The 24027-nt window shown below is 65.9% G+C and carries 30 protein-coding genes and 1 tRNA gene; 15 read left to right on the top strand and 16 right to left on the bottom strand.

The genetic code is table 11. The annotated features are described in order from the left end of the window. Window positions 1–108 precede the first annotated feature (108 nt). Together NI26_RS16380 and NI26_RS00905 are read right to left on the bottom strand one after the other, a co-directional pair. The gene (locus tag NI26_RS16380; RefSeq protein ID WP_139266335.1) at window positions 109–288 is read right to left on the bottom strand and encodes a hypothetical protein; all 180 of its coding nucleotides are present in this window, start codon (window positions 286–288) and stop codon (window positions 109–111) included. 252 nt (window positions 289–540) lie between these two features. Next, a complete protein-coding gene (locus NI26_RS00905) occupies window positions 541–855 on the bottom strand; it encodes a hypothetical protein (protein WP_071282834.1) in 315 nt (104 codons plus the stop codon). Window positions 856–1523: 668 nt separating this feature from the next. On the opposite strand from NI26_RS00905, the gene NI26_RS00900 reads away from it, so the two are divergent. The 3 genes from NI26_RS00900 to NI26_RS00890 all read left to right on the top strand — a co-directional run bounded on the left by NI26_RS00900 (window position 1524) and on the right by NI26_RS00890 (window position 2579). Further along, window positions 1524–1757, top strand: coding sequence for a hypothetical protein (locus NI26_RS00900; RefSeq protein ID WP_139266336.1), 234 nt, complete (start codon window positions 1524–1526; stop codon window positions 1755–1757). Window positions 1758–1778: 21 nt separating this feature from the next. After that, window positions 1779–2192: a hypothetical protein gene (locus tag NI26_RS00895; protein WP_066651463.1), complete on the top strand. Its 414-nt coding sequence runs from the start codon at window positions 1779–1781 to the stop codon at window positions 2190–2192. 96 nt (window positions 2193–2288) lie between these two features. Next, on the top strand, window positions 2289–2579 hold the full coding sequence (locus NI26_RS00890) for a hypothetical protein (RefSeq protein WP_066651462.1): 291 nt from the start codon (window positions 2289–2291) through the stop codon (window positions 2577–2579). Between the two features lie 158 nt (window positions 2580–2737). Here the strand turns inward: NI26_RS00890 and NI26_RS00885 are convergent, their stop codons facing one another. The 3 genes from NI26_RS00885 to NI26_RS00880 form a co-directional block, all read right to left on the bottom strand. Then, complete coding sequence (locus NI26_RS00885; RefSeq protein WP_144411197.1) at window positions 2738–3313, bottom strand: hypothetical protein; 576 nt, start codon at window positions 3311–3313, stop codon at window positions 2738–2740. A 1-nt stretch (window position 3314) separates the two neighbouring features. Then, complete coding sequence (locus NI26_RS16375; protein WP_144411196.1) at window positions 3315–3533, bottom strand: DUF4177 domain-containing protein; 219 nt, start codon at window positions 3531–3533, stop codon at window positions 3315–3317. Between the two features lie 445 nt (window positions 3534–3978). Further along, on the bottom strand, window positions 3979–5070 hold the full coding sequence (locus NI26_RS00880; RefSeq protein ID WP_066651460.1) for a tyrosine-type recombinase/integrase: 1092 nt from the start codon (window positions 5068–5070) through the stop codon (window positions 3979–3981). A gap of 841 nt (window positions 5071–5911) precedes the next feature. Here NI26_RS00880 and NI26_RS16370 point away from each other — a divergent pair. After that, window positions 5912–6166, top strand: a complete 255-nt coding sequence (locus tag NI26_RS16370; protein WP_144411195.1) for a hypothetical protein — start codon at window positions 5912–5914, stop codon at window positions 6164–6166. Window positions 6167–6806: 640 nt separating this feature from the next. Here NI26_RS16370 and NI26_RS16365 read toward each other — a convergent pair. After that, complete coding sequence (locus NI26_RS16365; RefSeq protein ID WP_144411194.1) at window positions 6807–7286, bottom strand: hypothetical protein; 480 nt, start codon at window positions 7284–7286, stop codon at window positions 6807–6809. Between the two features lie 996 nt (window positions 7287–8282). Here NI26_RS16365 and NI26_RS00870 point away from each other — a divergent pair. Further along, window positions 8283–8633, top strand: a complete 351-nt coding sequence (locus NI26_RS00870) for a histone-like nucleoid-structuring protein Lsr2 (protein ID WP_066651456.1) — start codon at window positions 8283–8285, stop codon at window positions 8631–8633. A gap of 51 nt (window positions 8634–8684) precedes the next feature. On the opposite strand, the gene NI26_RS00865 is transcribed toward NI26_RS00870, so the two are convergent. Further along, a complete protein-coding gene (locus NI26_RS00865; RefSeq protein ID WP_066651454.1) occupies window positions 8685–8987 on the bottom strand; it encodes a hypothetical protein in 303 nt (100 codons plus the stop codon). 36 nt (window positions 8988–9023) lie between these two features. Further along, on the bottom strand, window positions 9024–9212 hold the full coding sequence (locus NI26_RS00860) for a hypothetical protein (protein WP_066651452.1): 189 nt from the start codon (window positions 9210–9212) through the stop codon (window positions 9024–9026). A gap of 396 nt (window positions 9213–9608) precedes the next feature. On the opposite strand from NI26_RS00860, the gene NI26_RS00855 reads away from it, so the two are divergent. The 4 genes from NI26_RS00855 to NI26_RS00845 all read left to right on the top strand — a co-directional run bounded on the left by NI26_RS00855 (window position 9609) and on the right by NI26_RS00845 (window position 11350). After that, the gene (locus NI26_RS00855) at window positions 9609–10259 is read left to right on the top strand and encodes a hypothetical protein (RefSeq protein WP_066651450.1); all 651 of its coding nucleotides are present in this window, start codon (window positions 9609–9611) and stop codon (window positions 10257–10259) included. Then, the gene (locus NI26_RS16360; RefSeq protein WP_144411193.1) at window positions 10256–10495 is read left to right on the top strand and encodes a hypothetical protein; all 240 of its coding nucleotides are present in this window, start codon (window positions 10256–10258) and stop codon (window positions 10493–10495) included. The genes NI26_RS00855 and NI26_RS16360 overlap by 4 nt, the downstream gene beginning before the upstream one ends. Window positions 10496–10586: 91 nt before the next feature. Beyond that, on the top strand, window positions 10587–10928 hold the full coding sequence (locus tag NI26_RS00850) for a hypothetical protein (RefSeq protein ID WP_066651448.1): 342 nt from the start codon (window positions 10587–10589) through the stop codon (window positions 10926–10928). Between the two features lie 209 nt (window positions 10929–11137). Next, entirely contained in the window at window positions 11138–11350 is a 213-nt protein-coding gene (locus NI26_RS00845) for a hypothetical protein (protein ID WP_066651446.1), read from the top strand. A gap of 245 nt (window positions 11351–11595) precedes the next feature. On the opposite strand, the gene NI26_RS00840 is transcribed toward NI26_RS00845, so the two are convergent. From NI26_RS00840 to NI26_RS00825, 4 genes are all read right to left on the bottom strand, one after another. After that, the gene (locus tag NI26_RS00840; protein ID WP_066651444.1) at window positions 11596–11985 is read right to left on the bottom strand and encodes a hypothetical protein; all 390 of its coding nucleotides are present in this window, start codon (window positions 11983–11985) and stop codon (window positions 11596–11598) included. 103 nt (window positions 11986–12088) lie between these two features. Continuing rightward, window positions 12089–12964: a competence protein CoiA family protein gene (locus NI26_RS00835; protein ID WP_144411192.1), complete on the bottom strand. Its 876-nt coding sequence runs from the start codon at window positions 12962–12964 to the stop codon at window positions 12089–12091. A 245-nt stretch (window positions 12965–13209) separates the two neighbouring features. Further along, the gene (locus tag NI26_RS17025; RefSeq protein ID WP_200884125.1) at window positions 13210–15591 is read right to left on the bottom strand and encodes a hypothetical protein; all 2382 of its coding nucleotides are present in this window, start codon (window positions 15589–15591) and stop codon (window positions 13210–13212) included. Between the two features lie 337 nt (window positions 15592–15928). Beyond that, a tRNA-Ser gene (locus tag NI26_RS00825) sits at window positions 15929–16018 on the bottom strand. Between the two features lie 140 nt (window positions 16019–16158). Here NI26_RS00825 and NI26_RS00820 point away from each other — a divergent pair. Together NI26_RS00820 and radA are read left to right on the top strand one after the other, a co-directional pair. Beyond that, a complete protein-coding gene (locus NI26_RS00820) occupies window positions 16159–17214 on the top strand; it encodes an SGNH/GDSL hydrolase family protein (protein ID WP_144411191.1) in 1056 nt (351 codons plus the stop codon). Between the two features lie 9 nt (window positions 17215–17223). Continuing rightward, a complete protein-coding gene (gene radA / locus NI26_RS00815; protein WP_066651439.1) occupies window positions 17224–18585 on the top strand; it encodes a DNA repair protein RadA in 1362 nt (453 codons plus the stop codon). A 151-nt stretch (window positions 18586–18736) separates the two neighbouring features. On the opposite strand, the gene NI26_RS00810 is transcribed toward radA, so the two are convergent. Further along, on the bottom strand, window positions 18737–19120 hold the full coding sequence (locus NI26_RS00810; RefSeq protein ID WP_066651438.1) for an SseB family protein: 384 nt from the start codon (window positions 19118–19120) through the stop codon (window positions 18737–18739). 343 nt (window positions 19121–19463) lie between these two features. Here NI26_RS00810 and cspE point away from each other — a divergent pair, with 343 nt between their 5' ends. Further along, window positions 19464–19670, top strand: a complete 207-nt coding sequence (cspE, locus tag NI26_RS00805; protein ID WP_022904520.1) for a transcription antiterminator/RNA stability regulator CspE — start codon at window positions 19464–19466, stop codon at window positions 19668–19670. A gap of 333 nt (window positions 19671–20003) precedes the next feature. On the opposite strand, the gene NI26_RS16725 is transcribed toward cspE, so the two are convergent. After that, a complete protein-coding gene (locus NI26_RS16725) occupies window positions 20004–20153 on the bottom strand; it encodes a hypothetical protein (protein ID WP_158407719.1) in 150 nt (49 codons plus the stop codon). A 158-nt stretch (window positions 20154–20311) separates the two neighbouring features. On the opposite strand from NI26_RS16725, the gene NI26_RS00800 reads away from it, so the two are divergent. Next, entirely contained in the window at window positions 20312–21043 is a 732-nt protein-coding gene (locus NI26_RS00800; protein ID WP_066651435.1) for a DUF3800 domain-containing protein, read from the top strand. A 113-nt stretch (window positions 21044–21156) separates the two neighbouring features. Here NI26_RS00800 and NI26_RS00795 read toward each other — a convergent pair whose 3' ends face one another. Both NI26_RS00795 and NI26_RS00790 read right to left on the bottom strand, forming a co-directional pair. Then, window positions 21157–21855, bottom strand: coding sequence for a hypothetical protein (locus NI26_RS00795; RefSeq protein WP_144411190.1), 699 nt, complete (start codon window positions 21853–21855; stop codon window positions 21157–21159). 139 nt (window positions 21856–21994) lie between these two features. Next, complete coding sequence (locus tag NI26_RS00790) at window positions 21995–22537, bottom strand: amino-acid N-acetyltransferase (RefSeq protein WP_066657606.1); 543 nt, start codon at window positions 22535–22537, stop codon at window positions 21995–21997. A gap of 110 nt (window positions 22538–22647) precedes the next feature. Between NI26_RS00790 and NI26_RS00785 the strand changes: the two genes are divergently transcribed. Then, window positions 22648–23100 (top strand): SRPBCC family protein, encoded by a 453-nt coding sequence (locus NI26_RS00785; RefSeq protein ID WP_066651432.1) that lies wholly within the window; start codon window positions 22648–22650, stop codon window positions 23098–23100. Window positions 23101–23206: 106 nt separating this feature from the next. After that, window positions 23207–24016, top strand: a complete 810-nt coding sequence (locus tag NI26_RS00780) for a hypothetical protein (protein ID WP_144411189.1) — start codon at window positions 23207–23209, stop codon at window positions 24014–24016. The last annotated feature ends 11 nt before the right edge of the window (window positions 24017–24027 follow it).

Below are 24027 nucleotides of genomic sequence, written 5' to 3'. Positions count from 1 at the left end.
CCGCACAAGACCAAATCGACGCCTGGCACCGCTGGACCACCAGCACCTAACCGGCAGCCATCCACATCACGGCGACAACCGGCTCGGATCGGCGGTCTGACGGGCCGTTCACCGCTGACGATACTTCGCAGCGATCTCGGCCCGCGCCCGCTCTGCGGTCAGGTCGCCGGCGAGGATCCGTGCAATGCGGTCAGTGGTGTCCGCATCGACGACATGACCTCGTGCCCGCAGAGCACCGACCACGAACGCCATCGTCTCGGCCGGGCTTCCTCCCGGCTCAGCTTCCATGGGCCTTCCGATCTCCGATGTGCAGCAATCCGCTCGGGCTCTGCCCAATGACCTGCCCAGCGGGCACAACGATGCAGCTCGGCTCCGTATCAGGCGCGCGCAAGTGGACCGCCTGAGCGCCGGTGCGCGCAATCGGCTGTTCACCACCGTCACGTCACCGCGCGGTACGAGACGAGGGCTGACGGTGCACAGGCTTCTTGCTGGTCCCCCGGGAGCCGCTACAGCTCTTCGTGGCACCTCTGGTGTGCCTACTCATCTGCGGTCCCGGGCATCGGGACCGGTTGGGGGAAGGGCGCTGATTCTCCAGCGCGCATCCGTGAGGAAGTCTTGCGCGGCGAGGTCGCCTGCGTCCTCGAGGGCGTCCTCCGGCGCCGGCTCCAACAGGATCGGGATCGCCGGAGCGAGCATGACCTGCACCGTCACCGGTAGTCCAGCATCATCAACGGTCGGCACTGCGACGGTGTCAGCGACCGCGGCTTGCGCCAACGAGGCGCTGTAGGCCAGCACCGCTTTGCCGACCATGTCGGTGACGAGGATGCGGGTATGCCCGTAATGGAGGTACTGCACGATCAACCGCTCTCGCCGCGGGACAAGGCGGGATTGAGAAGACGGCGACCGTGAAAATCATCCCCGACGCGCCCAGTCCAACGACGCTCCTGTACCGTACGCGCCGCTCCCGGAGGCACATCCAACGGGTGTCCCTCATGCGCGGGCCGAGGAGACGCACCGGTGGCTGGAACTGTCATCGCGGTGCCCAAACGCGCGGGGCGATGTCAGCTCCTTAGCGCGATGTCGACACGGGAACGATTACCTCGCAAAAGATCCTTCTGGCAACGACCTCGCAGCGATCAGCCTGCAGCCGCTGGTGACGAGGACCAGTACGGCGTCGGCCATGCCGATTGCGCCCGACCCGTGTTCAGATTCGAGTCACGCTCATCGCAGCGGACGATCAGATCAGGCCGTCCGCTGACGGCCTGACGCACTCCAGCTTCACCACCTGTCGACGGACGCCCGCTCCGAACTAGCCAGGCGATGCGAACGAGTGACCGCTTACCTCAGATCAGTCGAATGCATGAGACGGATACCTCGACCGCGTCACAGGCGCCTTGACGATCAGCAACGTAATCCCGCTTGACCAGCGAGGCGACCGGTGGCCCATGGTTCATCGGGACCGCCAGCATCACCCTGAGTACCGTCGAATCGACAGCTACCGAGGCGAATGGGACTGTAGCTGTGTGGCAACGATGTCGAAGCGCGCCAAGGGCTGGGTCTTCATCTGGGTCAGCCTGCTGTTTCCCGCGATGGCGATCAGCACGCTCGTCTCCGGGGCGCTCGGCGACCCGGACCGTTCCGACTGGCTCATCTGGACGGTGGTGATCGTGCTCCTGTCGGCAGTCATCGTCGTTGCGTACATCTGGGTGTTCCGCAGCATGCGCGCTCTCCGAGCGCCGGATCGTAGCGGCCGATAAGCCACCGGCCACACCGCGCGCGTGAGCATCGTGTCATACCAGCAACCAAAGGGCGCAATCCAGCGTCTCGCCGCACCGTGGCGTCCGCTGCTCGGCAATCGCTACGCCGTCGAGATCGCGCGCAGGAAGCTCTCTTTCGCCATCGCGTTCCCCGCGCAACTCACGATCTGGGCGCTGGCTTGGGCCCTCGGGCTCATGCATATCGGTCCGACCTGGATCTTCCCGGTCCTGATCATCGGGTCGGGCGCAGTGACGGTCGCGACGATCGTGCGCTTCGGCCGATTCGGTGCGCGGGTCCGGCGCGACCTCGCAGCTCACGACGTGCACGTACAGGAGCTCCTGGTCGCCCGACGACCAAACGACGTCCAGCAGTGGGCCGGTCGCAACCGTGTTGATCTCCACGTCGTCGCCCAGATCGGAGACGATCATCGCTGACAGCGATTCGCCCAGCCCTCTCCAACCGGCGCCAGAGCTGTCCTGTGATCGATCGGCCACCGGACGGCGTTTTGCCTGCTGTGCGATCCTGCGGGTATGCGCTACCGGCTGATGAACGAGTACAGCGTCGACTGGCCGCTGTGGGACGACGACGGCCCTTGCGACGCTGGCACGCCGTCGTTCTCGCCCCAACTTGAGCGCGAGATTCTCGAATGGGCTCGCGACTTCAACGAGAACTACGGCATCGAAATTGGCTGGCCGACTGAGGCGGCTGCGCGCTCCCACGAACGCCAAGGACGTCGTCTGCTGCTGCTCGTCGAACGAGAGCTGCCGGAGGATGACGTGGTACTCGGCTACTGGGAGACCAACAAGCGCAAGGGGTTGTAGACCGCAGAACCGTCCGCCCAGGCATCCGCTCTCGGACACACTCGTTCGAGAACGCATCGACCAGTGCGCAGCGATCAGCCCTGGTCGCGCTCGCCACCGTCGTCGAATGGCTCTCTCGGGCATCCAGGCCGCCGCCGAGCGAAGGCTGAGGACCTGATTTAGTCGCTCGGCAGCTGCCAGGCATCGCCCATGAGCTTCTCCCAACGCTCCCGGATGTTCTCTTCCTGGGCGCGACTCATCACCAGCGGAATGCGAACGCCCTCGAATGTCTGGTCTATGAACCGCTCCAAATACCCCGCGATCTTCTCGTAGTAGTTCGCGACTTCCCTCGCGTCATCGAGTGTCCAAACGGCGTGCTCTGACGTCGATGCACCGTTTCGGGAGGTGGCGGGCCGGCTGCTCCGCTCACCGTAGTGCTCACCGGGCGTCTTCATCCGGTACCAGACCGAGTGCACGAGGAAGTTGCGCTGCGGCCGAGCCGCGGTGATCGCCCTGTCAATCGCGATCAGCTGTTCCAGCTGCGCCTCGGCGATCTTCTTGTTGTAGCGGGCGACTCGTAGGCACATCTGCTGAAGCCGGGAGATGTCCTCGCCCGCCGCGAGCACCCGGCCGTAAGGCGACTCGATCAAGAGCGCGAACAACTCGCGCAGGTTCTGCTCGACCCGGGCCGACTCCGCCGCCGTGCGTCCAATCGCGGCGTACATCGCCTGGGTAGGGCGTTCTGTGCGAGCCACCTTAAGCTTCGTCTCGCTCGAAGAGCACCCCAAGTGGACCGACGACGGACGGGCGAACCATCTGCGCGACCGTCCATCCCTCTGCCGCGTAACGGTTGATGGTCTCGTTGAAGGCCGCGACGTGCTTCGGCTCATCGCCAGACACATTGATAGTGACGTACTCGTAGCGCTTCATGATGCCCTCTCGACTCGTGTCGACAGTAGCAATCTGGGAGGGCACGATTGCCCTGCTATGAAGCGACCCTCAACCCTGGCGCACGATCGCCGTTCCCTGCCGACGGCCCGGATCTCCGCGAGGTCTTGGCGCTGTGCCTCGATGTTCGCGAGCATTACGAGGTTCCCGGGTGCAGCTGACACCAGGATCAGCCGGGCGCACCGTCCATCGCGACGCCACGCCGATCGTCGCCGTCCCGCATCCATATCCGAAAAGGCGGCCTTTTCCGTGACGTCTCAGTAGCCGGTCGTTCACCGAGACGGAGCGTCGTCTGTCTCCGTTCACGTACTTCCGGGGCTCCGACTGTCTCAGATAGCTGGTCCGAAACTGATTCCGGCAAGGTGCCCTATGCGAGACGGTGTCCTGCAATGGGGCTCGGGCATCAAGACGGATGAGGTCGCGCCCGCGGACGCGGCCGCCACCACGACCACGACCACGAGCACGACCACCGCTACAGCTGTTCCGCTCGTTGCCGGCTCAACGCGGAGGTAACGTTGTCCAGATCGTCGGGGAACAGCGCCGCGTAGGTGTCAAGAGTCACCTTCGCCGACTTGTGGCCCAGCATCCGCTGTACGACTTTGACGTTGGCACCAGCGCTGATCGCGAGTGACGCAGCGGTATGCCGGAGGTCATGTGGTGTGACTCGACGGAAGCTTGCGTCGGCCGCCATCGTCCGCTGGACGGCCTTCGCGAACCATCCCTGACTGGAGTGCCCTGGCCGGAGGAAACCTCCGGCCGAAGACGACCAGAGACGATCGTCGGGGTGCTTGTCTCGACAGGCCGCGGCAACAGCCGAGTCGAGGAAGTCAGGAAATGCGACGGAGCGCCGCTCATGCGACTTCACACTGCCCAGGACGTGTTGACCGTTCACCTCCGTCACTCCCTCGCGGATGTTCAGACGACGTCGACCGGGGTCAACGCTACGAACCCGCAAGGCAGTCGCCTCGCCCCATCGGAGCCCGGTGTACGCAAGTAGCCGGACAAGCTCGCCATACCTGGCCTCCGAAGCCAGCGCCTCGACCTGCCGATGCGTCAGGAACACCTCGTCGGGGATCGGTTTCTTCTTGACTGTGAGGCCGCGCGCAGGATTCTTCACCACCCGGTTCTCCTCGACGGCTTCATCGAGGATGCCAGCGAGCAGGTCTCGTGCCCTCGCCACCGAGGTGTGCGAGAGCGAATGCCCGAGTTCGTTCAGCCACGTTTGGACGTCTCGCTTGGTGACTCGGCCTACGGCGTACCCGCCCCACTTTGGTTCGACATGCACGCGCCAGCAGCTTTCAACGGAGTGGAAGCTACTTTGGGTGAGCTTGAACCGGTGCATCTCGAGCCAGGCTCTCCCGAGCTCGCCGATGGTCACTCGCGCATCCGTTGGATCGACGTAGGAACCTCGCAACTTCGACACCTCGACAGTGTTGAGGTAGTTGAAGGCATCGGTCTTGCGGCGGAAGCCGCGGTCATGACCGCGAGTCCCATCAGGTTTGGTGTACCAGACCTCGTAAAGCTTGCCCCGCGTCTTCGTCTCGTAGGACTTGACTGTTCCCATCGATCAGCGCAGTTCGTCGGCGGTGCTGGCGTACTCCTGCTCGAGAAGCCATGCCTCGACGGCTTCCGGACGGTAGAGCGGGAATCGTCCGACTCGAACGAATCGCGGGCCTGCCCCAGTGACACGCCACTGGCGCAAGTTGCGGGTCGTCACGTGGAGCCGAGCAGCAAGGGCGTCCGGAGTGAGCAAGTCGCCGGTCTGAACTGAAGGACTAAGGGCGGCCTTAGACATGGGTACTCCTCGAAAGTCGATGCTTTCGAGGAGGCCGTTTAGCCGAACCTGTTAACGGTTGCTTGGCGTACCTGCTCGTCGAGCCGTCAATGGCTCTGGCCCTTTTCAATCATTCAGACCTGCAGCAGACCATACACGTCCAGCCAGTTGGTGACAAACGTACGCGGATGAAGCAGCTGACGATGCCCCTCGGACGCGTCTGAGGCTGCGACAGCGCGCCCGCGACCAACCAGCTTCTAAGCCAAGGGCTTCGCCGGAGGTCACTGAGCACGCGTGAGACGCCCGCTCTGGGTTCAGATCCGACTGCACTGAAATCATTTCCGAAATCATTCAGCGGATCGTGTCGGCCAGCGCCAGGAGCACCGACGCACCATTGCCCGTTCCGGGTCCACGCCTCGCAAGAGCGTGGTCAGCCGACGGTGTCCGTAGGGGAGCGGAGCGGAGGGGCGGCACCGACGGAAGGCACCCAAGGACGCCCCCGATGGGGCGTCGGAGGGCAAGGAGCGTAGCGACGCAGTAAGGGCCATGAGGAGCGCAGCGACGAGTGGTGAGGGGGACCCGGAGACCGAGCGCAGCGAGAGTCTCAGGGGCTCCCGAAGAGGTGTCGGCTGTGCCGACCGACGAGCAAGGTTCCAGGTCGCGAAGCGGACTGGAAACGCAGCTCGGCGTCACCTCCCCTTATGCCCTTTTCTTCTCCTACTCGCATCCGGAGCTCCAGCGACGGATCGAGGTCACGATTGCTGCTGTGATCGGGGGAAACGGATGGATCAGCCTCATCTTGATCACCACCAGATCCGAAGGATCAAGCCTGGTGGTGGTGATCAAGTGGCATCCGTTTGCCCCGGAAAGTCGGGGTTTGGGTTGATCCACGGTTCTGGGCGTCGTGACGCCGGGGATCAACCCATGGAGCGCAGCGACGCCAGGGGCTGAGGAGCCTGCGGATCAGCACCTGATCAACCCCGACGCAGACGCGGGCACGCGGCTGCCTTCGCCCTCGCAAGCAGCGCAGGTCGGAGCATCGCGGAGACCTCTCGCGTAGCGCCGTAACCTCATCGTCGCGGGGGAGGAACGACGCCATGACGGGCCTCGCTGCCGCCGCTTCAGCGGCGCCCTGCGGTTCTCCTTTCGCCCCATCGGGCACGACTGTGGAGTGGACGTGAACGAGGCTCGTGACAACAGGTCAGGCTCAGATCCAGCCACGCGACCGGGCGCCCTCACGATGGGAGCCTCAGCCGATGCGTTCAGCACCGAGCTTCTGTGCCCCGTACCTGGCCACGGCTGATCCAATTGTGGGCAAATGCTGCCCAGGGGTGGCCTGCTCTGGGCCGCGAGGCGACCGCCGAAGCTCCCTCGACGGCAAATGGAAGGAAAAGAGGGCCACCCGGACGCGTTCAGCGTCGGATGGCCATGCTGTGACCGGTTGGCGGTCATGTGTGGGTCAGCAGGTGGGCGGATCGGTCCGCAGCGACCAGCGAGCGACAGCGAGAGGGAGCGTTGCGGCCCCGCTACGGCCAAATATGGCCCACAGTCGGCCGCGCCGTGACCGACCAGTGCCGGCGGCCCCCAGTCGGTACGCTGCGGCCGAGAGCCCAGCGCACGCATCCGACTCCCTCGCTCAGCGCGACGCCGAGCCGCTGATCATCGCCGCGATCGCGGCGCACGTTGGGATGCTGCTGGCGCCGGCGCGCGTCGAGTTCGACGACGGTGTCCGTGTCGAGCTCGACGGAGCACCCTAGGACCGGAGGGTCCTCGTCGAGGCGTACGCGCACATCGGCGCGCTTCGAGGCGGGCAGCCGAAAAAGCTCCCGACGGACGCCTTCAAGCTCCTCTGGGCTGGCCGGAAGCTCGAGGCGGCGCGGCTCGTCATCGCGGTCATCGACGTCGAGGTCGAGCAGTACCTGTTGCGGCCGAAGGCGTGGCTGACCGCGGCACTTCGTGACAGCGGCGTCGAGGTCGTCCGAGTCGCGATCGACGACGAAGCGCACGCGCGCGTCGAGGCGGCGCAGGGGCTGCAGTTCATGGAATCTTCCACATCGCGAGGACTGGGCGAGTCATCCGCTGCTGACAGACCGAGGGCGGCAAGTCCACCTTGACGCGCTCACCCGCCAACGGCGGCCAGAGCAACGGGACACGTCACCATGGGGTGGCGCGCCCAGCCCGTGCGAACACGCCGTGCCGGCGTCGACCACACAAACCAACCCACGATGAGCGCCTGCTCCCCGGGGGATTCTTCCTCGTACCGGTTTGTACCGGATTTCTCGGTACACGCTCGCGCTCGACGACGCAACGAAAAGCCCAGTTCAGGCGGCGAGTCCTGGCCGCCTCACCGGTCCTGGGCTCGCGGTGTTCCACTTCGCGTACCCGACGCAGGACGGCCTGAAACCGGATCTGATCAGGGGAAAGCACGCCCTGTACCAGCTGTACCGCTTTTTCGAGGGAACTCTATGCGTGTGCGTGTGCGTGTGCGTGTGCGCGCATGCGCGCATGCGCGCGTAGAGGTCCGCAGAAACCGGTACAACCGGTACAAACTGCCTCTCTACCCTTCTACTTCCTTGAGAAATCAGGGAAGTAGGGCTCACGGGGGGTACCGGTTCTCGAAAATCACGGCTCAGAACTGGTACACGACTCACACCTGCACGAGCCCTCAAAAGCCGGTTTGACCTGGGGAAAGCTGCCTCGTGGGCCTGTACCGGTTTCTGAACGCAAAAGTGGTACACCCGGTCCGTGCAGACCCTCGAGTAGGTCGAACTGACCGGCGAGCCTGAGCGCCGGTGCCCGACGAAGGCCGCGGCGCCCCGCTGCAGCGATTCAGTGCCACCGAGTCGCAGGTGACCCGACGGCCTCCGCAACGGCGACTCCGAGCTTCGCCCGCCGCATTCGATCGACATGCCCTGAAACGCGCACGTCGACTATTCATTTCCCACAGTGATCAACCATCTGTCATAGTGAGAGCGCAATAGCCCCGCAATAGGAGAATCACCATGGCGCAGAAAGTCATCACCACCCTCGTCGACGACCTCACCGACGAAGAGCTGCAGGACGGCGCCGGCACCACGGTGCACTTCGGCTTCGACGGCAACAACTACGAGATCGACCTGTCGAACGACAACGCGGACAAGTTCCGCGAGGCGTTCTCCGACTACATCGCAGCAGCCCGCAAGGTCGGCGCGAGCGCTTCTCGACCCACTTCTTCCGGGTCTGCCTCGAAGCCTCGCGGGAATGCGGACGAGCTCGCGAAGATCCGCGAGTGGGCCAACGCCAATGGCTACGAGGTCTCCACCCGCGGTCGCATCGCACAGAGCGTCCGCGACGCCTACGACGCGGCGCACTGATCTCGAGCGGGGCCAGGAGTGCTCACGTAGCCCTGGCCCCACGAGCCTCGTTCAGCGCTCCCTCCCTGCGCGGGTCACCGCGCCCCTCCAGACCCACACCCGGTACGTCGAGCCGTCGCGCCTGGAGACCTCCACCCGCACGGCGCGGTCCGTGTAGCCGGTCACGACCGCCCGCTCCCGCACGCGCACCTCGACGAACCTGAGCCAGACGTCCACGGTGTCCCCGTCGACGACGTCGACGACCGGCATCGGGCCGATCTCGTCTTCGGACAGCGAGACCGGCGAAGGCCTCGTCAGGGACTCGTTGATCGCGTTCCGCGAGACGTCGGTGCCGTGCCTGCGGTTCTGTCCCATCGCCCCATCATCGCACTCAATCGAACATACGTTCGATCAGAGTTCGCGGCGCTGCTTCTGAACGGCCGCAATCGCCTCCGCATCCGCTTCGATGCTCGCGATCCGCTGGGCCTCCGGGTGTCCTCCTCGGATCTCCCTGTCGTAGTCACGCACCAGCCGTCTGCGCCGCGCGGCAAGCTCCTCGACGGTGAGCCACTGCAGGGCCTCACGCTCGTCGTCGTTCACACCGCTGACGGTAGGCCCCGAGCCTCCACGAGCGTCCCCGACAGCAGGAGCATCCGTCTGCGGACGCGCGACATCTTGGGCTGCCAAGCGGACGATCCCGGCCCGCACTCGGCCGCAACAGCTCAGCCTCATGTCACTTCAAGGGGTCGGATCCAAGCCGACGAGAATCACAGTTATCGCAGCTATTCGGTCGACCCAGCGCTTGCCGCTACAGCAACCGCACCGCCGGCCAATCCTCGTGAGTCGACGAGTGCGCCTCGCGGCTGATCACCGGAGCGTCTCTCGATGGCTTCGGAGCGTTTTTTCCTCGTATACGTGGGGAAAATAAGAAGCCCAGATCAGAACCAATTTCGGCGCACTGGACAGCACCCGGCTTGAGCGTGCAAGCTGCAGCCCATGCAAGGTCACTCAGAGCCGCCAGCCGCTCCCTCGCACCTGCCAACAAGGGAGGCGATTGAGCGCTTCGCGCAGGCCGTCGCTCGGCTCGAGGTTGACGGCACATGGCTTGTCGAAGCGCTGACGCAGTACATGCGATCGATGCAGCCAGCCGATCCATCTCTGTCCGCCGACGATTGGAAGCTCCTCCTCGAGGGCGTGGCGTCCAGCTTGGGGATCCCCATCCGCGAAGAAGCAAGGACAATCGGCCGGGGTGACCTGCACCTGAAGATCGTTAAGACGTGGCTCAACTCGGTCTGCGCCACCCTTTCCGTTGACGAGACGAAAGCCTTCCTCCAGATCGATGACGAGGAGCTTATTCGCCGAGTCGCAAGTCGACACCTGATTCCTATCAAGCTAAATGAGGAACTGCGTTTCCCCGACTGGCAGTTCGACCCGCGCAATCCGCCGACGAAGACGATTCGCAACCTTCCAGAGATTTTTGAGTCCCTCGAGGCCGACGGAGCTGGTTGGCAGAGCGACGCGGCGTTTATGGCGACTCCACAAGACCCGTTGCGGGCGGCCATCGCCACGCCCCCTTCTCAGTGGTTACGGGCGGGCGGCGCGGTGTCCGCGGTCCTGAATCTTATCGATAGCAGGGATGCCTGGTGAGCGCATCGCTCAGCTCAGAAGAGATCAATTTTCGTCAAGTTCACATCCAAGAAACCGCTCGAGTAGTCACGGGGCATTTGCGGACATCCGGCAGAGCCACCTTCGGCTCTTGGGAGCACCTGACCGACGAGGAGCGGGGCAACATCTCCGACTGGGTCGAGCTTGTCTTCCTGTCTCAGATCGAGGCGTACGGGCCCGCGCTTCGACGCCTGGGTATTGACGACGTCGGCGATTAAGCGGGAGACCGCGAAGCGGTCCCCAGTGGCCGGCGACACCTCTGTGCTCGGCCTCCATAATGACGACTGCAAACTCTCAGAAGGAACACCGATGAACTTCGAAGACGGAATCGATGCTGAATTCGATGACGACGACTACGAACTCGGGTTGGACAGCGCACTCGACGAAGTACTGGTGCTACGAGGATGGCTTTCGCTGCGACGCGGCCACCTCGGGCCGGCGCGATTGTACGACACGTGGTACTTCGAGCTTCCATCTAGTGTCGCGATGTTCCTCGCTCCCGTGGAGAAGCGCGGCTACGAGGTGGTTCACCGCGTGGGCTCGGCAATTCAGGAGCCACGGCTGTACTCGATCTCACGAGAACGCCTGATCGAGCAGTTGAACCGCCTCGAGACCAGGGGAACGCTTGCCTCGTCCACGCTCATGTCCTAGGTCGCCAGAGGGTCTGACCGTCGGCCGGCGTGTGCGGCTTACGCCGTTGACATGACGAAGGACCCTGATCGATCTCGGTGGCAACACTCTCCGCCGTGGCTCTCTTCGCTCGAGATGTCAGCGCCAAACAGGATCAGTCCGGCCCGTCAGGTCGACGTCGCCCAAGAAGGACAGGAGACTGGGGAGCGAATCCCCGATCGGAACAGGACATGATGGCGAAGATGGAAGCCGCGGACGGCACGTCCGAGCGCAAGCGGATCTCGATCCCGAAGGTCGACACCTCAGTGCTCGACTGGTGGGACCGTCAGCATGATGCCGGCATGTCCATCAGACTCCTCATCCGGCGAGAGATCGAGCGGTCTGGCTATACGGACATCGTCCACGGCCGAGTAGAACAGCGGCTTCGCAACGATCAGGTGTGATGCGGTCGTCGTCGCGCCGAGCTTGACCGGACTACCAGACGAGCCCGACCCGCATCCGCTCTTCGCCTCGTGGGAGGACGTCACGATCGGATTCGCCGGCCCGGGCGGGAAGACGGCCGCCCCTGGGAGGTTTCCAGCCGTCATACGCATCGCGCAGACCGTGCGCGATGCGTATGACGCCGCGCACTGAGCGTTCGGGCGTGAGCACCCGCCCACACCGCCGCCGCCCGTCGCGCGAACCCGACTCAGCGCGAGCACACAGGATGCGTCAGCAGTCCCTGTTCGACGAGGAACGTCGCGACCGGGAGCCCACAGCGCGCGCACGCGCGTTCGCCCGGTCCCGGCACCCTGAAGGTCGACGACACAGGCGACAGGTCGGGGAGCAGTCGCCGAGAGCTGCCCGTGAACGCGCCAGGGCCGCGCCGGTAGTCGGTACTCGACGTCGTGCTTCCGCTGCCGCCAGCAAGGCTCGCCTCGCGCTCCGACGCCCGCCGCATGACCTCCGCACGCTGCTCTGGCGTCAGCGGCTCGCGAACGCTGCCCCTCGTGAACCAGAAACGCTTCACACCGAAGCGCTTCTGCTCATGCCGGGACGCCAGGCTCGGCCGCTGCATCGCGCTCAGCATGGCGATCACAGCCGCTCGTAGGGATCCCCCCGGTGCGCCTGGCTTGACGACCCCAACGACGTCGCCAAATCGTGTGACCAGCTTCGCGAGCAGGTCGCTTGAGCGAACGCGCTCATCCTTCGCGATTGGCCGGATCACCTCCGACCAGAGGAACCAGCGCCAGCGCTCGCCCGAGACCCGCGAACCGACCGGGTCCTCGCCGGCGAGCCACGTTGGCCACTCCCCCCACCGCGGCCATCGCGGCAGCCCGCTCGCTGCTCGCCAACCACGCTTCGTGATCGCGCTCCCGTGCCACGACGATCTGCTCTCGCAACGCCTGTCGAGCGGCCTCGTCGGCGGCCCGCGCGACAGAGGCCGCTGCCTCACGGGCCAGGTGCGCAACGGTGGTGTCCCTGAGTTCGACGAGCTCCCGCGTGAACATCCCGTCCTCAAGGAGTCGCCACTGCGTCAGCGGCACGACGCGAAGCGGACCCTCCTCCAGCGGAATGATCGTCGCGCGCCCGCTCGACCACGCCGTGCTCGTCGCGTACGCGACCTCCTCCGTGAGCGGGTTGATCCAAAGCACCGGTGCCCCTGACGCCGCGATCTCCCGCTGGGTAGCGTTGAGGTACATCACCCCGTCTCGCCACCGTGACTGTGCGCCGGCGTGGCCGAAGAGCCACACATCGATGATGCCGTCGCGCCGGTAGGACTCGTGCCGTTCTCGCCACGCCTCAACGCTGAGCGCGGAGTACTGCACCTCGAGCGCGAACTGCGCCCCACCGGGCAGTCTTACCATGACGTCAGCGATCCGCTCGCGGGCATCATTCGACGGGTGTTCCTCGATACCGGTGGCCCCGGGCACCGCCCATCGGGCCCACCGGGCCAGGAGCCCCTTCGCGAGCACGTGGTGCATCCGCTCCGCGCCGTGATCGACACTCGTTGCCAGGTGTCGGTACCCATCCCGCCGACCCGCCCTGCTCCGGTCGACCGTGGTGAAGTCCGGCATCGGGCAGCCTGGCACCGGACACATCAGCTCGCTCTTCGTCGGTGCCCGTCGGGCCTCGGCTGCTCTCTCGGGAAGTAGTACAAGCCCAGGTGCGCCGTGACGCCGTGCGCCGTAGATGAACCGCCGCTCGCCTCCGCGCACGAACCTGGCGAGGTGCTGCGCGTCTTGGTCCGGCGTCCCCACTCGCGCATCGTAGATCCAAACGCCGACGATGTCGCCGGTGACTGAGTCATACGCCATCTGTGTCATTCGCCTCGGTCGATGGCGCTGTCACCTCTCCTTCGCAGCATGGAATAAGTCAGCCAGTCGCCCTGATTCTCCTTTGCCCGCGTCACCAACATCGTAACGAAGGCGGCCTCCCTGACATCAATTTCGTCTCGCGACATCGAGCGCAACTCGAACGGATCACCACCTAACGCCCAGATCGGATGCTCCTCAAGCAGCTGATCGTAGGTCAGCCATACACGATCATAAGAACCATCACTGTTAAATAGCGCTAGCGACTCGTCCATACCCAGATCTACCTCGGACCGGTACTGGCAAGCAGCGACTCCACTCCAAGGAGCCTTAAGCGTTCCAGCCAGAGCAGAGAGTTTAGCCAGTTCCGTCGGCGTAAATCCAGACGCAGTTCGCTTCACCTCGATGGGTACGAAGTCCCCACCGCGGGTGAGCATCAGCAGGTCGGCCTCGCCCAACTCGTCTCCGCCATTTGACGGGTTCACGCTCATACCGGGGTGCAGGCCGATGAGCTCGCTACGACTGCCGAAGTCGAATAGGAAAGAGAAGAAGCGAGCAACGAGAATGTGCCCCATTCCATCACTCTCGTACACGCGCCGCACCTGCTCACTCAATCGATACTTGAAATCGACGGAGGTACGGTCACCGAAAGGGCGTTCAATGATGACCGTACATCCTCGGCAGACGATCGGGGGCGAGAAATTGCCGACGGGTATCCATTGCTTCGCACCGCAGTTCGGACATTGTAGCGGGAACCCCTTGATTAGTACGTTCGCCCTCTCTGCCCACGCTAACCAGTATCTTGACGCAAAATCACTGTTTCCGAGAACTCGTTTGAACTCATGGAAAGAGCGCTCTGGGAGCTCATCGATGGACCCTCCCACCGCATCAATCGGCGACACTTCGATCCCCCGTCGTCGAAGGCCAGCTTTGTACCAAGGAAAGCCTTGCCGCGCCGCCATCTCCTCGAGAAGTCGCAGCAAAGGCGCATGGCAAAGCATGTGAGCTTCAGGCAGTCCGCCGAGCATGTCGATAAAAATGCGGGCCGCAATACCCGGCGCCGACTCCCTGAGCTTGAAGCCGCGAATCGCCGCCAGGCTGTTCGCAACAAGCTCACGAGACGGCCATTGCAGGGTGCTAATGGAGAAACCGGACCTAGGCGAGGACCAGACGGTATGGGCATTGTTGTAGAATGAGCCGTTGTACGGATCGACGCGATAATCGCTGCTCTGAGGTAGTGGGGCAGAATCTAGTGAAACGTCATAATGCATCACTAGCAGATCGTTGACGTTTCTCGTCCCTAGAACGTTGTAGTACGAGGCCTCATCTAGTGGCTTGTAAGACGCCCGACCCTCCTTCCAGACGAGAATTTCATCCCGGCTCAAACCAAACACAGTTCCAAACATCAAGAGGTCGACTGCAGGGCGGACAGCTACCCCCGACACGCCCATCAGAACTTGCGTCAGAACTTCCTGATCGACACTCACACTTGTGACGTAGAGAGATGACACGGCAAAGCCGTGATGCGCCACGCCTGGAGAGGAGAGTATCTCCTGTATTGCTTCCGCGGTAAACGCATCGGAAGGGATACCGAGAGGTGTGACATAATTGTCTCCGTGCGCTGCCCTCAAGTTCCACAAGAGAGCGAGATCCTCATTCGACCCGGGCGTGCACACGACTACGATGTTCGGCCCCGCATCCCGTCGCGCGAAACCAGGGTCAGGCAGGGTGATCTTGTCCGTGCGGATATAACTACTGGCCGTGTTCGCATAGGACAATCGAGCCATAGAGACTTGGCGGGGCGTCAACATCGGCTCCTTCGGCCGGAGCCGCGAAATCAAATCCGCCAGTGACCCCTCCACGTCCCTCCGCCGAACCTGCAGAAAATCCTCAAAGGCGAGGTCAGGTAGCCAGCCGCCGGAATAGATTAGACCAGCGTTTGGGTGGTCCGGGAGAAGGCCCAAACATGCGGAATAAACATCTCTCCAGGGGTCATCCGCTTCAAGGCGCACAACTTCCAGTGGCGGGAACTTCTTCTGATTTTGGTACTCAAATAGGCTTACGGCAAGCTGGGATCGTGATAGATCGCGTGGGTCGCCTGTTATCTGCAGATCTCGAAGCAACATCTCCGGGTCGTGTCCGGCGCCAACCACTCGGTCTATCTGCGACCCAGGAAGCACTCCCCGATAGTAATCAGGGATTTCTCCCTCAGCCGTCACCGGCAGGAGAGCGTTGGCTGCGCCACCCCAAACCTGACACTCCACTTCAACGGCTTGTCTAAAGGCGTCCTGCTTTGATGCGTCAAGTGGCACAGCGATGCGCTCAGGCCGAGCACTGATGCGTGCGGCATGAGGTCCGTCGAGCTTCGCAGAGTCCAGAAGGTGAGCCATCCCCCGATACTCGCACGATCATCCGTCATCACCTGTGGTGCGAACGGCGCCACGCGGACACGGGATCCGATACTCGGGCGTCTTCTTCAGGTACAACCCAGTGCCACGGTGGCCGGTGGTTCTGGGGTCCTTCCCTAGCCGTCGCTGCATGTCTGCCCGCTGGATAAGCGCACGGATCTAACTCCGACAGAACGTCCGGACGAAGGTCGCCTGCGCCTGCGCCTGCGTCGCGCGAGCGGCGACACAGCTCAGGACGTCCTGCGCACGATCTGCACCAAAGACGCACCACGGGCACCCTCAGAAGCGAGAAAACCCCCGCGTGAACGGGGGTTTTCTGTGGCGGTACCGGTGGGATTTGAACCCACGGTGGAGTTGCCCCCACACATGTTTTCGAGACATGATCCTTCGGCCGCTCGGACACGGTACCGGGAAAGAGTTTACACGACTCCGGCGGTGCTCACGACCACCACCGGCCGCTCCCCTTCACAGCCGGCGCTGTCCCGCCGTCCATCCACGGGCCAGCCTCGGCAGAGCCCAGGGTGAGCGAGCCCGCGTACGGTCTCCGGCATGAAGACCCGCACCCTCGTCGCCCTGCTCACCTCCGTCATCGGCGGGCTCGCCGTCGTGGGTGGTGGCGCGTTCGGCGCCCGAGCGGGGATCCGCGGGCAGCGAGCCGCATCCCAGCGCGTGGTCGACATGCTGCCCGTGCACGCCGACTGGTGGCGGGAGCGCCTGCAGCACGAGGGCCAGCTGACGTACCTCGCGATCGGCGACTCCGCCGCACAGGGCGTCGGCGCGACCGCTCCGGGGCGCGGGTACGTCGGCCTCCTGGCACGCCGCATCCGGCACCGATCGCGCATGTCGGTGCGGGTGGTGAACCTCAGCGTCTCGGGCGCGACGACGTGGGGTGCGAAGCACGACCAGCTCCCGAAACTGCGTCAGTACTCGCCGGACATCTGCACGGTGTCGATCGGGGCGAACGACATCGCGGACTTCCACCCGGACAAGTTCGAGCGGAACATCCGTGCGATCTACAGCGCCGTGCCCTCGCACGCGATCGTCGCCGAGCTCCCGTGCATGTTCGTGCCCGACCGCGAGCGCAAGGTCGCCGTGGCGAACGAGATCGTGCACCGTGTGGCCACCGAACTCGGGTTGACCGTGGCGCCGCTCCACGTCATCACGAAGCGCGTCGGGCTCCGTCGGACCTTCTTCAACAGCTACGGCGACCTGTTCCACCCGAACGACCGCGGGTACGAGATCTGGGCGAGCGCCTTCGAGCCCGCGGTCGATGCCCGCGTGGACACCGTCGCCGCGATCCGGCACTACCTGTCCGCTCGCGAGGCCGAGGACCTCGGACGCGAGGCCGGCGCCGTCGCGAGCGCCCGGGCCGAGCAGGACGTCGAGCACGCAACGGAGCTCGACCACGGCGGCCGACCCGGTCGCGTGGAGCGGCTGCGGCAGCGGATGACGGGCGGCATCCCCCTGCCCGAGCAGCCAGGCGGCCACGACCGGACACCCGCGCACGACGAGGACGACGAGCGCGGCGCCGACGACGAGCACGGCGAGGACACCGGTCACGGCCGGCATGCTCCGCGGCACCGCGGTGTCGGCGGGGCGCTCTAGCCTCGAGCCATGGCGCGCACCCAGTCCCTCTACCGCTGCACCGAGTGCGGGTGGACCAGCATCAAGTGGGTCGGCCGCTGCGGTGAGTGCCAGGCGTGGGGCACGGTCGAGGACACGACGGCGGCCGCGGCGAGCTCGCGCGGGCCCGCTGCCGTCTCCGTCGCTGGAGCGCGCGTGGCCCGACCGATCACCGAGGCCCGCGGAACGGGGGTCCAGCGGTGGACGTCCGGGATCGGCGAGTTCGACCGCGTGCTCGGCGGCGGCATCGTGCCCGGGGCCGCCGTACTGCTGTCCGGCGAGCCGGGCGTGGGCAAGTCGACACTGCTGCTCGAGGTCGCCTCCCGTGCGGCAGCGACCGGCAAGCGGGTCCTCTACGTCAGCGCCGAGGAGTCAGTGGACCAGGTCCGACTCCGCGCCGAGCGCACGAACGCCATGCACGACCAGCTCTACCTGGCGAGCGAGGTCGACCTCGGCGTCATCCTCGGCCAGATCGACCAGGTGCAACCGGACCTGGTCATCGCCGACTCCGTGCAGACGATCTCGTCGAGCACCGTGGACGGCATCGCCGGCGGCACCTCCCAGGTGCGCGAGGTCGCCTCGACCCTGATCCGGGTGGCGAAGGAGCGGTCGCTGCCCGTCCTCATCGTCGGCCACGTCACGAAGGACGGCACGATCGCGGGTCCGCGACTGCTCGAGCACCTGGTCGACGTCGTCTGCCACTTCGAGGGCGACCGGCAGACCGCGCTCCGGTTCGTCCGGGCGCTCAAGAACCGCTTCGGCCCGACAGACGAGGTCGGCTGCTTCGACATGGCCGGCGACGGCATCCACGAGGTCCCGGACCCGAGCGGACTCTTCATGTCGCGGAACGGCACCCCGGTGTCGGGCACGTGCGTGACCGTGGCACTCGAAGGACGCCGTGCGCTCCCGGTCGAGGTGCAGGCGCTCGTCGTGCCGAGCTCGGCTCCGCAGCCGCGCCGGGTCGTGAACGGCGTCGACGCGTCACGCGTGGCGATGCTGCTCGCCGTGCTCGAACGACGCGCCGGCCTCAAGCTGTCCGATGCGGACGTCTACGTCTCGACGGTCGGCGGGATGAAGCTCACCGAGCCTGGCGCCGACCTGGCGATCGCGCTGGCCCTGGCGAGCGCTGCGCGGGACCGTCCGTACCCGCACACACTGGCGGCGGTGGGCGAGATCAGTCTGGCCGGCGAGATCCGTCCGGCGACGGGCGCGAAGCAGCGGGCGAACGAGGCCTCGCGGCTCGGGTTCACGACCGTGCTCGGCGCGGACGCCGAGCACCTGCGCGAGGCGCTGCGCGTCGCGTTCTCGCTGACGCAGTCGGTCCGTGAACGCGAGCTCGACCGCGCATTCTGACCGGAACCGGCACCGACGGCCCTGACCGGACCGGACCGGACCAGCTCTGACCGAACCGGACCAGGCCGGACCGGACCGATCGCCCGTGGCGAGCCGCAGGACGGGCGCGCGTCGCGCCTCCAGAGCGAACCGACGCCGCCCAGGCCCGCGCCTACGCGCGGAGCGCCGCCAGCAGGTCCGCCGGTGCCGCCTGCATCGTGTGTGGCCCGGCGATGTCGAAGAACACGCCCTCGAGCGAGTCGAGGTGCGCCGCCAGGAACTCGTCGAGCCGCGGCCCGTCGTAGACCATGACCTGGCGGACCTTCTCGTCCGGCACCATCGCGGTGTACGCATCGGCGGACGAGAAGAGCAGCAGGATGCGCTTGTCCGAGCCCTCGCGGCCGAAGACGCGGACCTGCATGTCCTTCTTGCCGGTGACGAGCCGGGGGACGATCACGATGTCGTTCCGCAGGGCGAACGCGACCGCGGCGACGTCCTGCTTCGCGAGGGCCTCCTCGAGCTGCTCGCTCCGGAAGCGCTGTTCCTTGTCTGCCATCACCCCTAGTCCACCAGATCTGCACGCCGACGGCGAACAGGAACGGCTGCGAGGCGGAGATCCTGCACAGAAGTGGGCGCTGCCTCTTCCATTGCGGCCACAGCACGGTAGGTTGGTCTCAACCGCTTCGGCGGGAGTCCATCGTTCTTCCGGTGCTCTGCACCTTCGAGCGCCATCGGTCACTGATCTTCCCAGGTCGCCTGGCCCCGAACCCGTCCCACCGGCCCATGCCCGCGGGACGCACTGATCTGACGACAACCGTCGGTGGATCGGCGGCAGCAAGAGCCGTCTCGCAAGACAGGCAACGAACGTGGCCTGGCAAGAAAGTTAAGGAAACGCCATCATGGCAACTGGCACCGTCAAGTGGTTCAACAACGAAAAGGGCTTCGGCTTCATCGCTCCGGACGACGGCAGCGCCGACGTCTTCGCGCACTTCTCCGCGATCGCTGGCAACGGCTACAAGTCGCTCGAGGAGAACCAGAAGGTCGAATTCGAGATCACCGAGGGCCGCAAGGGCCCGCAGGCCGAGAACATCTCGGTCATCGGCTGACCTCAGCTGCTCGGAACGGGCTCGTCGTCTTCGGACGGCGGGCCCGTTCGCATGTCCAGGCAGCGTCGCCTCCGGGCAGGGACGCCTCCGAGCAGCCTCGCCGCCAGGAAGCATCGCCTCCGGGCAACGCCGCTTCCGGACAAATTGCTAGACGACCTAGCAATGTGACGTAGCGTGGTGGCATGACTTCCACGCACCACGGACCGGAAGACAGCGCGCAGCCGTTCGACATGCAGACGTTCCTCGACGACTTCATGACCGGACTCGAACCGGGTTCAGTCGAGGAGCAGCTCTAGGAGGAGGTGCGGGAGCAGCCCCTCGGCAGCAGCGCCGCTACTCGCTCCGGACGCCGTCCGACCAGATCGTGTCGTCCGCGGGCTCGAACAGACCGCGCTTCGCGCGCTTCCGGAGCCCCTTGAGCGTCGCGATCTTCACCGGCTCGACGCCGTGATCACGCTCGTAGGCCGAGGCTGACTCCCGCACGATTCCTTGATCCGACACTCTGTCAGCATGACGCAGCGTGGACAGCTCCCGGCGCGGAGTGCGTCACTTGGATGACGTGCCGGGCGCGCCGCAGCCCCTTGAGACGCAGACCATCGGCGCACGAGCGCAGGGGACGCCTGCTGATATGCTGCCGTTTCATGGGGAGCGGCTTCGTGGTCTACGTCGACGAGAGCGGGGATCACAGTCTCACCAGCATCAACCCGGACTACCCGATGTTCGTGCTCGCCTTCTCGATCTTCCCCATTGACCTCTACGTCGACCGGATCGTACCGCTGGTGCAACGCCTGAAGTTCGACTTCTTCAACCACGACATGGTCGTGTTGCACGAACGCGAGATTCGCCAGTCGAAGCCGCCTTTCGACATCCTGCTCAACGCCGAGACGAGGGCGGCCTTCATGAGCCGCATCGATCAACTCTTCGAAGAACGGTTCGGCGTCGTGGCCACGGCGATCAGGAAGACCGAGTTCCGGGATCGCGTCGGGCTGGACACGAGCCCGTACCACGTCGCACTCGAGTACGGTCTTGAGCGGGTCTTCCTCCAGCTGCAGGCTCGGGGCGTCTCCCGCCGCGAGACAACGGTCGTGTTCGAGAGCCGCGGACGGTTGGAGGATCGAGAGCTCGAGGACGAGTTCGACCGCATCATGCGACGAACCAAGATGCGCGGCATGCCCGAGACCTTCCGCTTCTGCATCGCCCACAAACAAGCGAACAGCACCGGTCTGCAGCTGGCTGATCTCGTAGCCAGGCCGATCGGCACCCACCTTCTGCACCCGGACAGGACGAACCGGGCTTGGGAACGAATCCTGCAACGGATGCCGAAGTCTCCGGGCGGCTCCGTCGCTGGGTGGGGACTGAAGGTCTACCCCTGAGCAGCGGGACCCCGCTCCGGACAAGCGAAAACCCCCGGCAGAGCCGGGGGTCGGACGCCGATCGGGCATTCCCAATCCACTTGCGTTCAGGCTAGCACGCGCGGCGTATCAGCTCAGTTCAGCACGAACTGCGCCGACTCCTTCGACTCCAGGTCCCCCACCGACACCTGCAGGTGGTAGCTCGCCCCGCCACCGGGCACCGACGGCCGAGCACCGTCGCACGTGGTCGTCGACGAGCGCGTGCGGTCCCAGGCGATCGCCGGCGTGGTGAGTTCCTGCCCCGCCTTGATCGTGACGTCCTGGTTCGTCCCGCCCGTCTGGCAGTCCTTCGACGACCAGTACTGCTCCTGCCCGGAGCTGATCGTCAGGACCTGCTGCGCCGAGCCGAGGTCCATGTGGCACGAGTCCGAGCCGGTGTTCGTGATCGACATCGCGATCTGCGGGTCCTCGGTCGGCCCGTAGGTGCCCTTGTCGACGACCGGCGTGAGCTCGATCTGGTCCTCGGAGCACGTCGTGGCGTCACCGGAGGCCGAAGCGGGTGCCGTGGCGGACGCCGACGGGGCTGACGAGGAGCCGTCACCAGCGGGTGCGGACGCCGCCCCGGACGCGGCCACGGAGCCGTCGGACGCGGCTCCACCGCCAGCCGACGGCGAGGCCCCCGGCGCCGACGCGGACGAGGCCCCACTCCCCCGCCCGACCACGATCAGCACGACCACCACGACGACGAGCAGCAGCACGCCGGCGACGAGCGCGCGACGACGCCAGTAGACACCGGACGACTCGGGTCCGACAGGGTGACGGAACGACGACATGCGCACAGGGTAGGGCGAACGGGTCTCTCCGCAGCGACGCGACGCCGATGCGTCACCGAACGCGTCAGCAATCCACAGGCAGCGGATCGCCGATCAGTGGCCCCCGACCAACCGAAGGATCCCGGTCAGCGGATCCCGGTCAGAGGATCTTCAACATGCGGGTGTTGCCGAGCGTGTTCGGCTTCACCCGGGCGAGGTCGAGGAACTCCGCGACCCCCTCGTCCGACGAGCGCACGAGCTCGGCGTACACGTCCGGCAACACGACCTGCTCGCCGATCTCCAGGTACCCGTGCTTCGCGAAGAACTCGACCTCGAACGTCAGGCAGAAGATGCGGGCGACGCCGAGCTCCCGGGCGTCGTGCTCGAGCGCCTCGAGCATCCGGTGGCCGACCCGCTTGTGGATCCAGTCGGCGTCGAGCGCGAGCGTGCGGACCTCGGCGATGTCGTCCCAGAACACGGCGAGGGCACCGCAGCCGATCGGCGTGCCGTCCGGCCCCTCGGCGATCCGGAACTGCTGGATCGAGCCGTAGAGCGCGACGTTCTCCTTGCCGAGCAGGATGCGCCGGTCGACGTACGGAGCGATGAGCCGCTGGATGTGCGGCACGTCCGAGGCCAGGGCCGGGCGCACCCGGATGCCGTGCTCGTCCCGTTCGTCGAACGCGTGCTTCCCGTTGCCACTCATCCCGTCGAGCATACGGCGCAGCAGGGGGACACTGCCCTGGGGACCCTCCAGCCGGACCGGCATAGCGTCGGTCACGAACCCGAAGAGCACGACGAAACGAAGGAGCGACCATGCCCCAGATCATCGAGACCGTCGACGTCAACGTCCCCGTCCGCCAGGCCTACGACCAGTGGACCCGGTTCGAGGAGTTCCCCCACTTCCTCGACGAGGTCGAGAAGATCGTCCAGGTCGACGACAAGACCACCGACTGGACCGTCAAGGTCGCCGGTCAGGAGCGCGAGTTCCGCGCCGTCATCACCGAGCAGCACCCGGACGAGCGCGTCGCGTGGACCGTCAAGGACGGCGACACCGACCACGCGGGCGTCGTCACGTTCCACAAACTGTCCGACAACGAGACCCGCGTCACCGCGCAGATCGACTGGGAGCCGTCGGGCTTCCTCGAGAAGCTCGGCTCCGCCGTCGGTGTCGGCGGCCACGCGGTCAAGAAGGACCTGCAGAACTACAAGGAGCGCGTCGAGAACGCCCCGACCGAGCCGGGCTGGCGCGGCGACGTGCAGGCCTAGGACCCGCAGCACGACGGACGGGAGGCGCGGTGCCGGCTGGCACCGCGCCTCCCGTTCCGCTGTGGAGGGGACCGCACGCACACGTCGCCCTGGCAGGGTGGACACCATGCAGCTCGTCCGCACCGCCGTCACCGGCACCGTGATCGCCACCGCCGGCAGCGTCGCCCTCGGGGCCGCCGCCGCACGCCGGCTCCTCCGCCCCGCACCGTTCGTGCCCCCGGAGTCCGAGCTGGTGTACGCCGACGAGCGGTCCGTCCCGGGCACCGAACCGGACGGCGTCGTCGGGCGCACCCACGTCGTCCACGTGCACGGGCAGTCGCTCGGCCCGCAGCAGGTCCTGCGTGGCCTGCGCGTCTGGCGGGAGCTCGGCGCCTCCAACCAGGTGGTCGACACGTCCGACCTGCCGCTGCGCTCCCTCGATCCCGCCGCGGTCGATCGCGTCGCCGCCGCCGCGCACGCCGCGCGTGCCCGCGGCGCCGAACGGGTGGTGCTGCAGGGTTGGTCCGCCGGCGCCCTCGCCGCCTCCGCCGCGGCGGCACGCACGCCGGTCGACGGCATCGTCGGGGTCGCACCGCTCCTCGACGTCCGGTCGGCCCTGCGCGGCACCGTGACGACCGCGCGCTTCCCGGCGGCCGTCGGTGTGGTCGCGGGACGGATCGCGACCACACCGGGTCTCAGCCGCCTCGCCGGGGTGCCCTACCCCCTCACGGTCACCCGCTGGCAGGACGACCGCACGCCGACCCTCCTGCTGCACTCGACGGCCGATGCCCTCGTGGCAGCGGCCGACGTCGAGACGCACCGCGCCCGCGGTGCCCGGGTCGAGACCTTCGCGCACGCCCGGCACACGCTCGAGTGGAACGAGGACCCGGAGCGCTGGGAGCGCGCCGTCAGGGAGTTCGCCGCGACGCTCGGCTGACGGACACTCAC

Source organism: Curtobacterium sp. MR_MD2014 (assembly GCF_000772085.1).
Taxonomy (GTDB): domain Bacteria; phylum Actinomycetota; class Actinomycetes; order Actinomycetales; family Microbacteriaceae; genus Curtobacterium.
The sequence above is the reverse complement of the archived record's forward strand: the minus strand, read 5'-3'. Positions and strand labels throughout refer to the sequence as shown.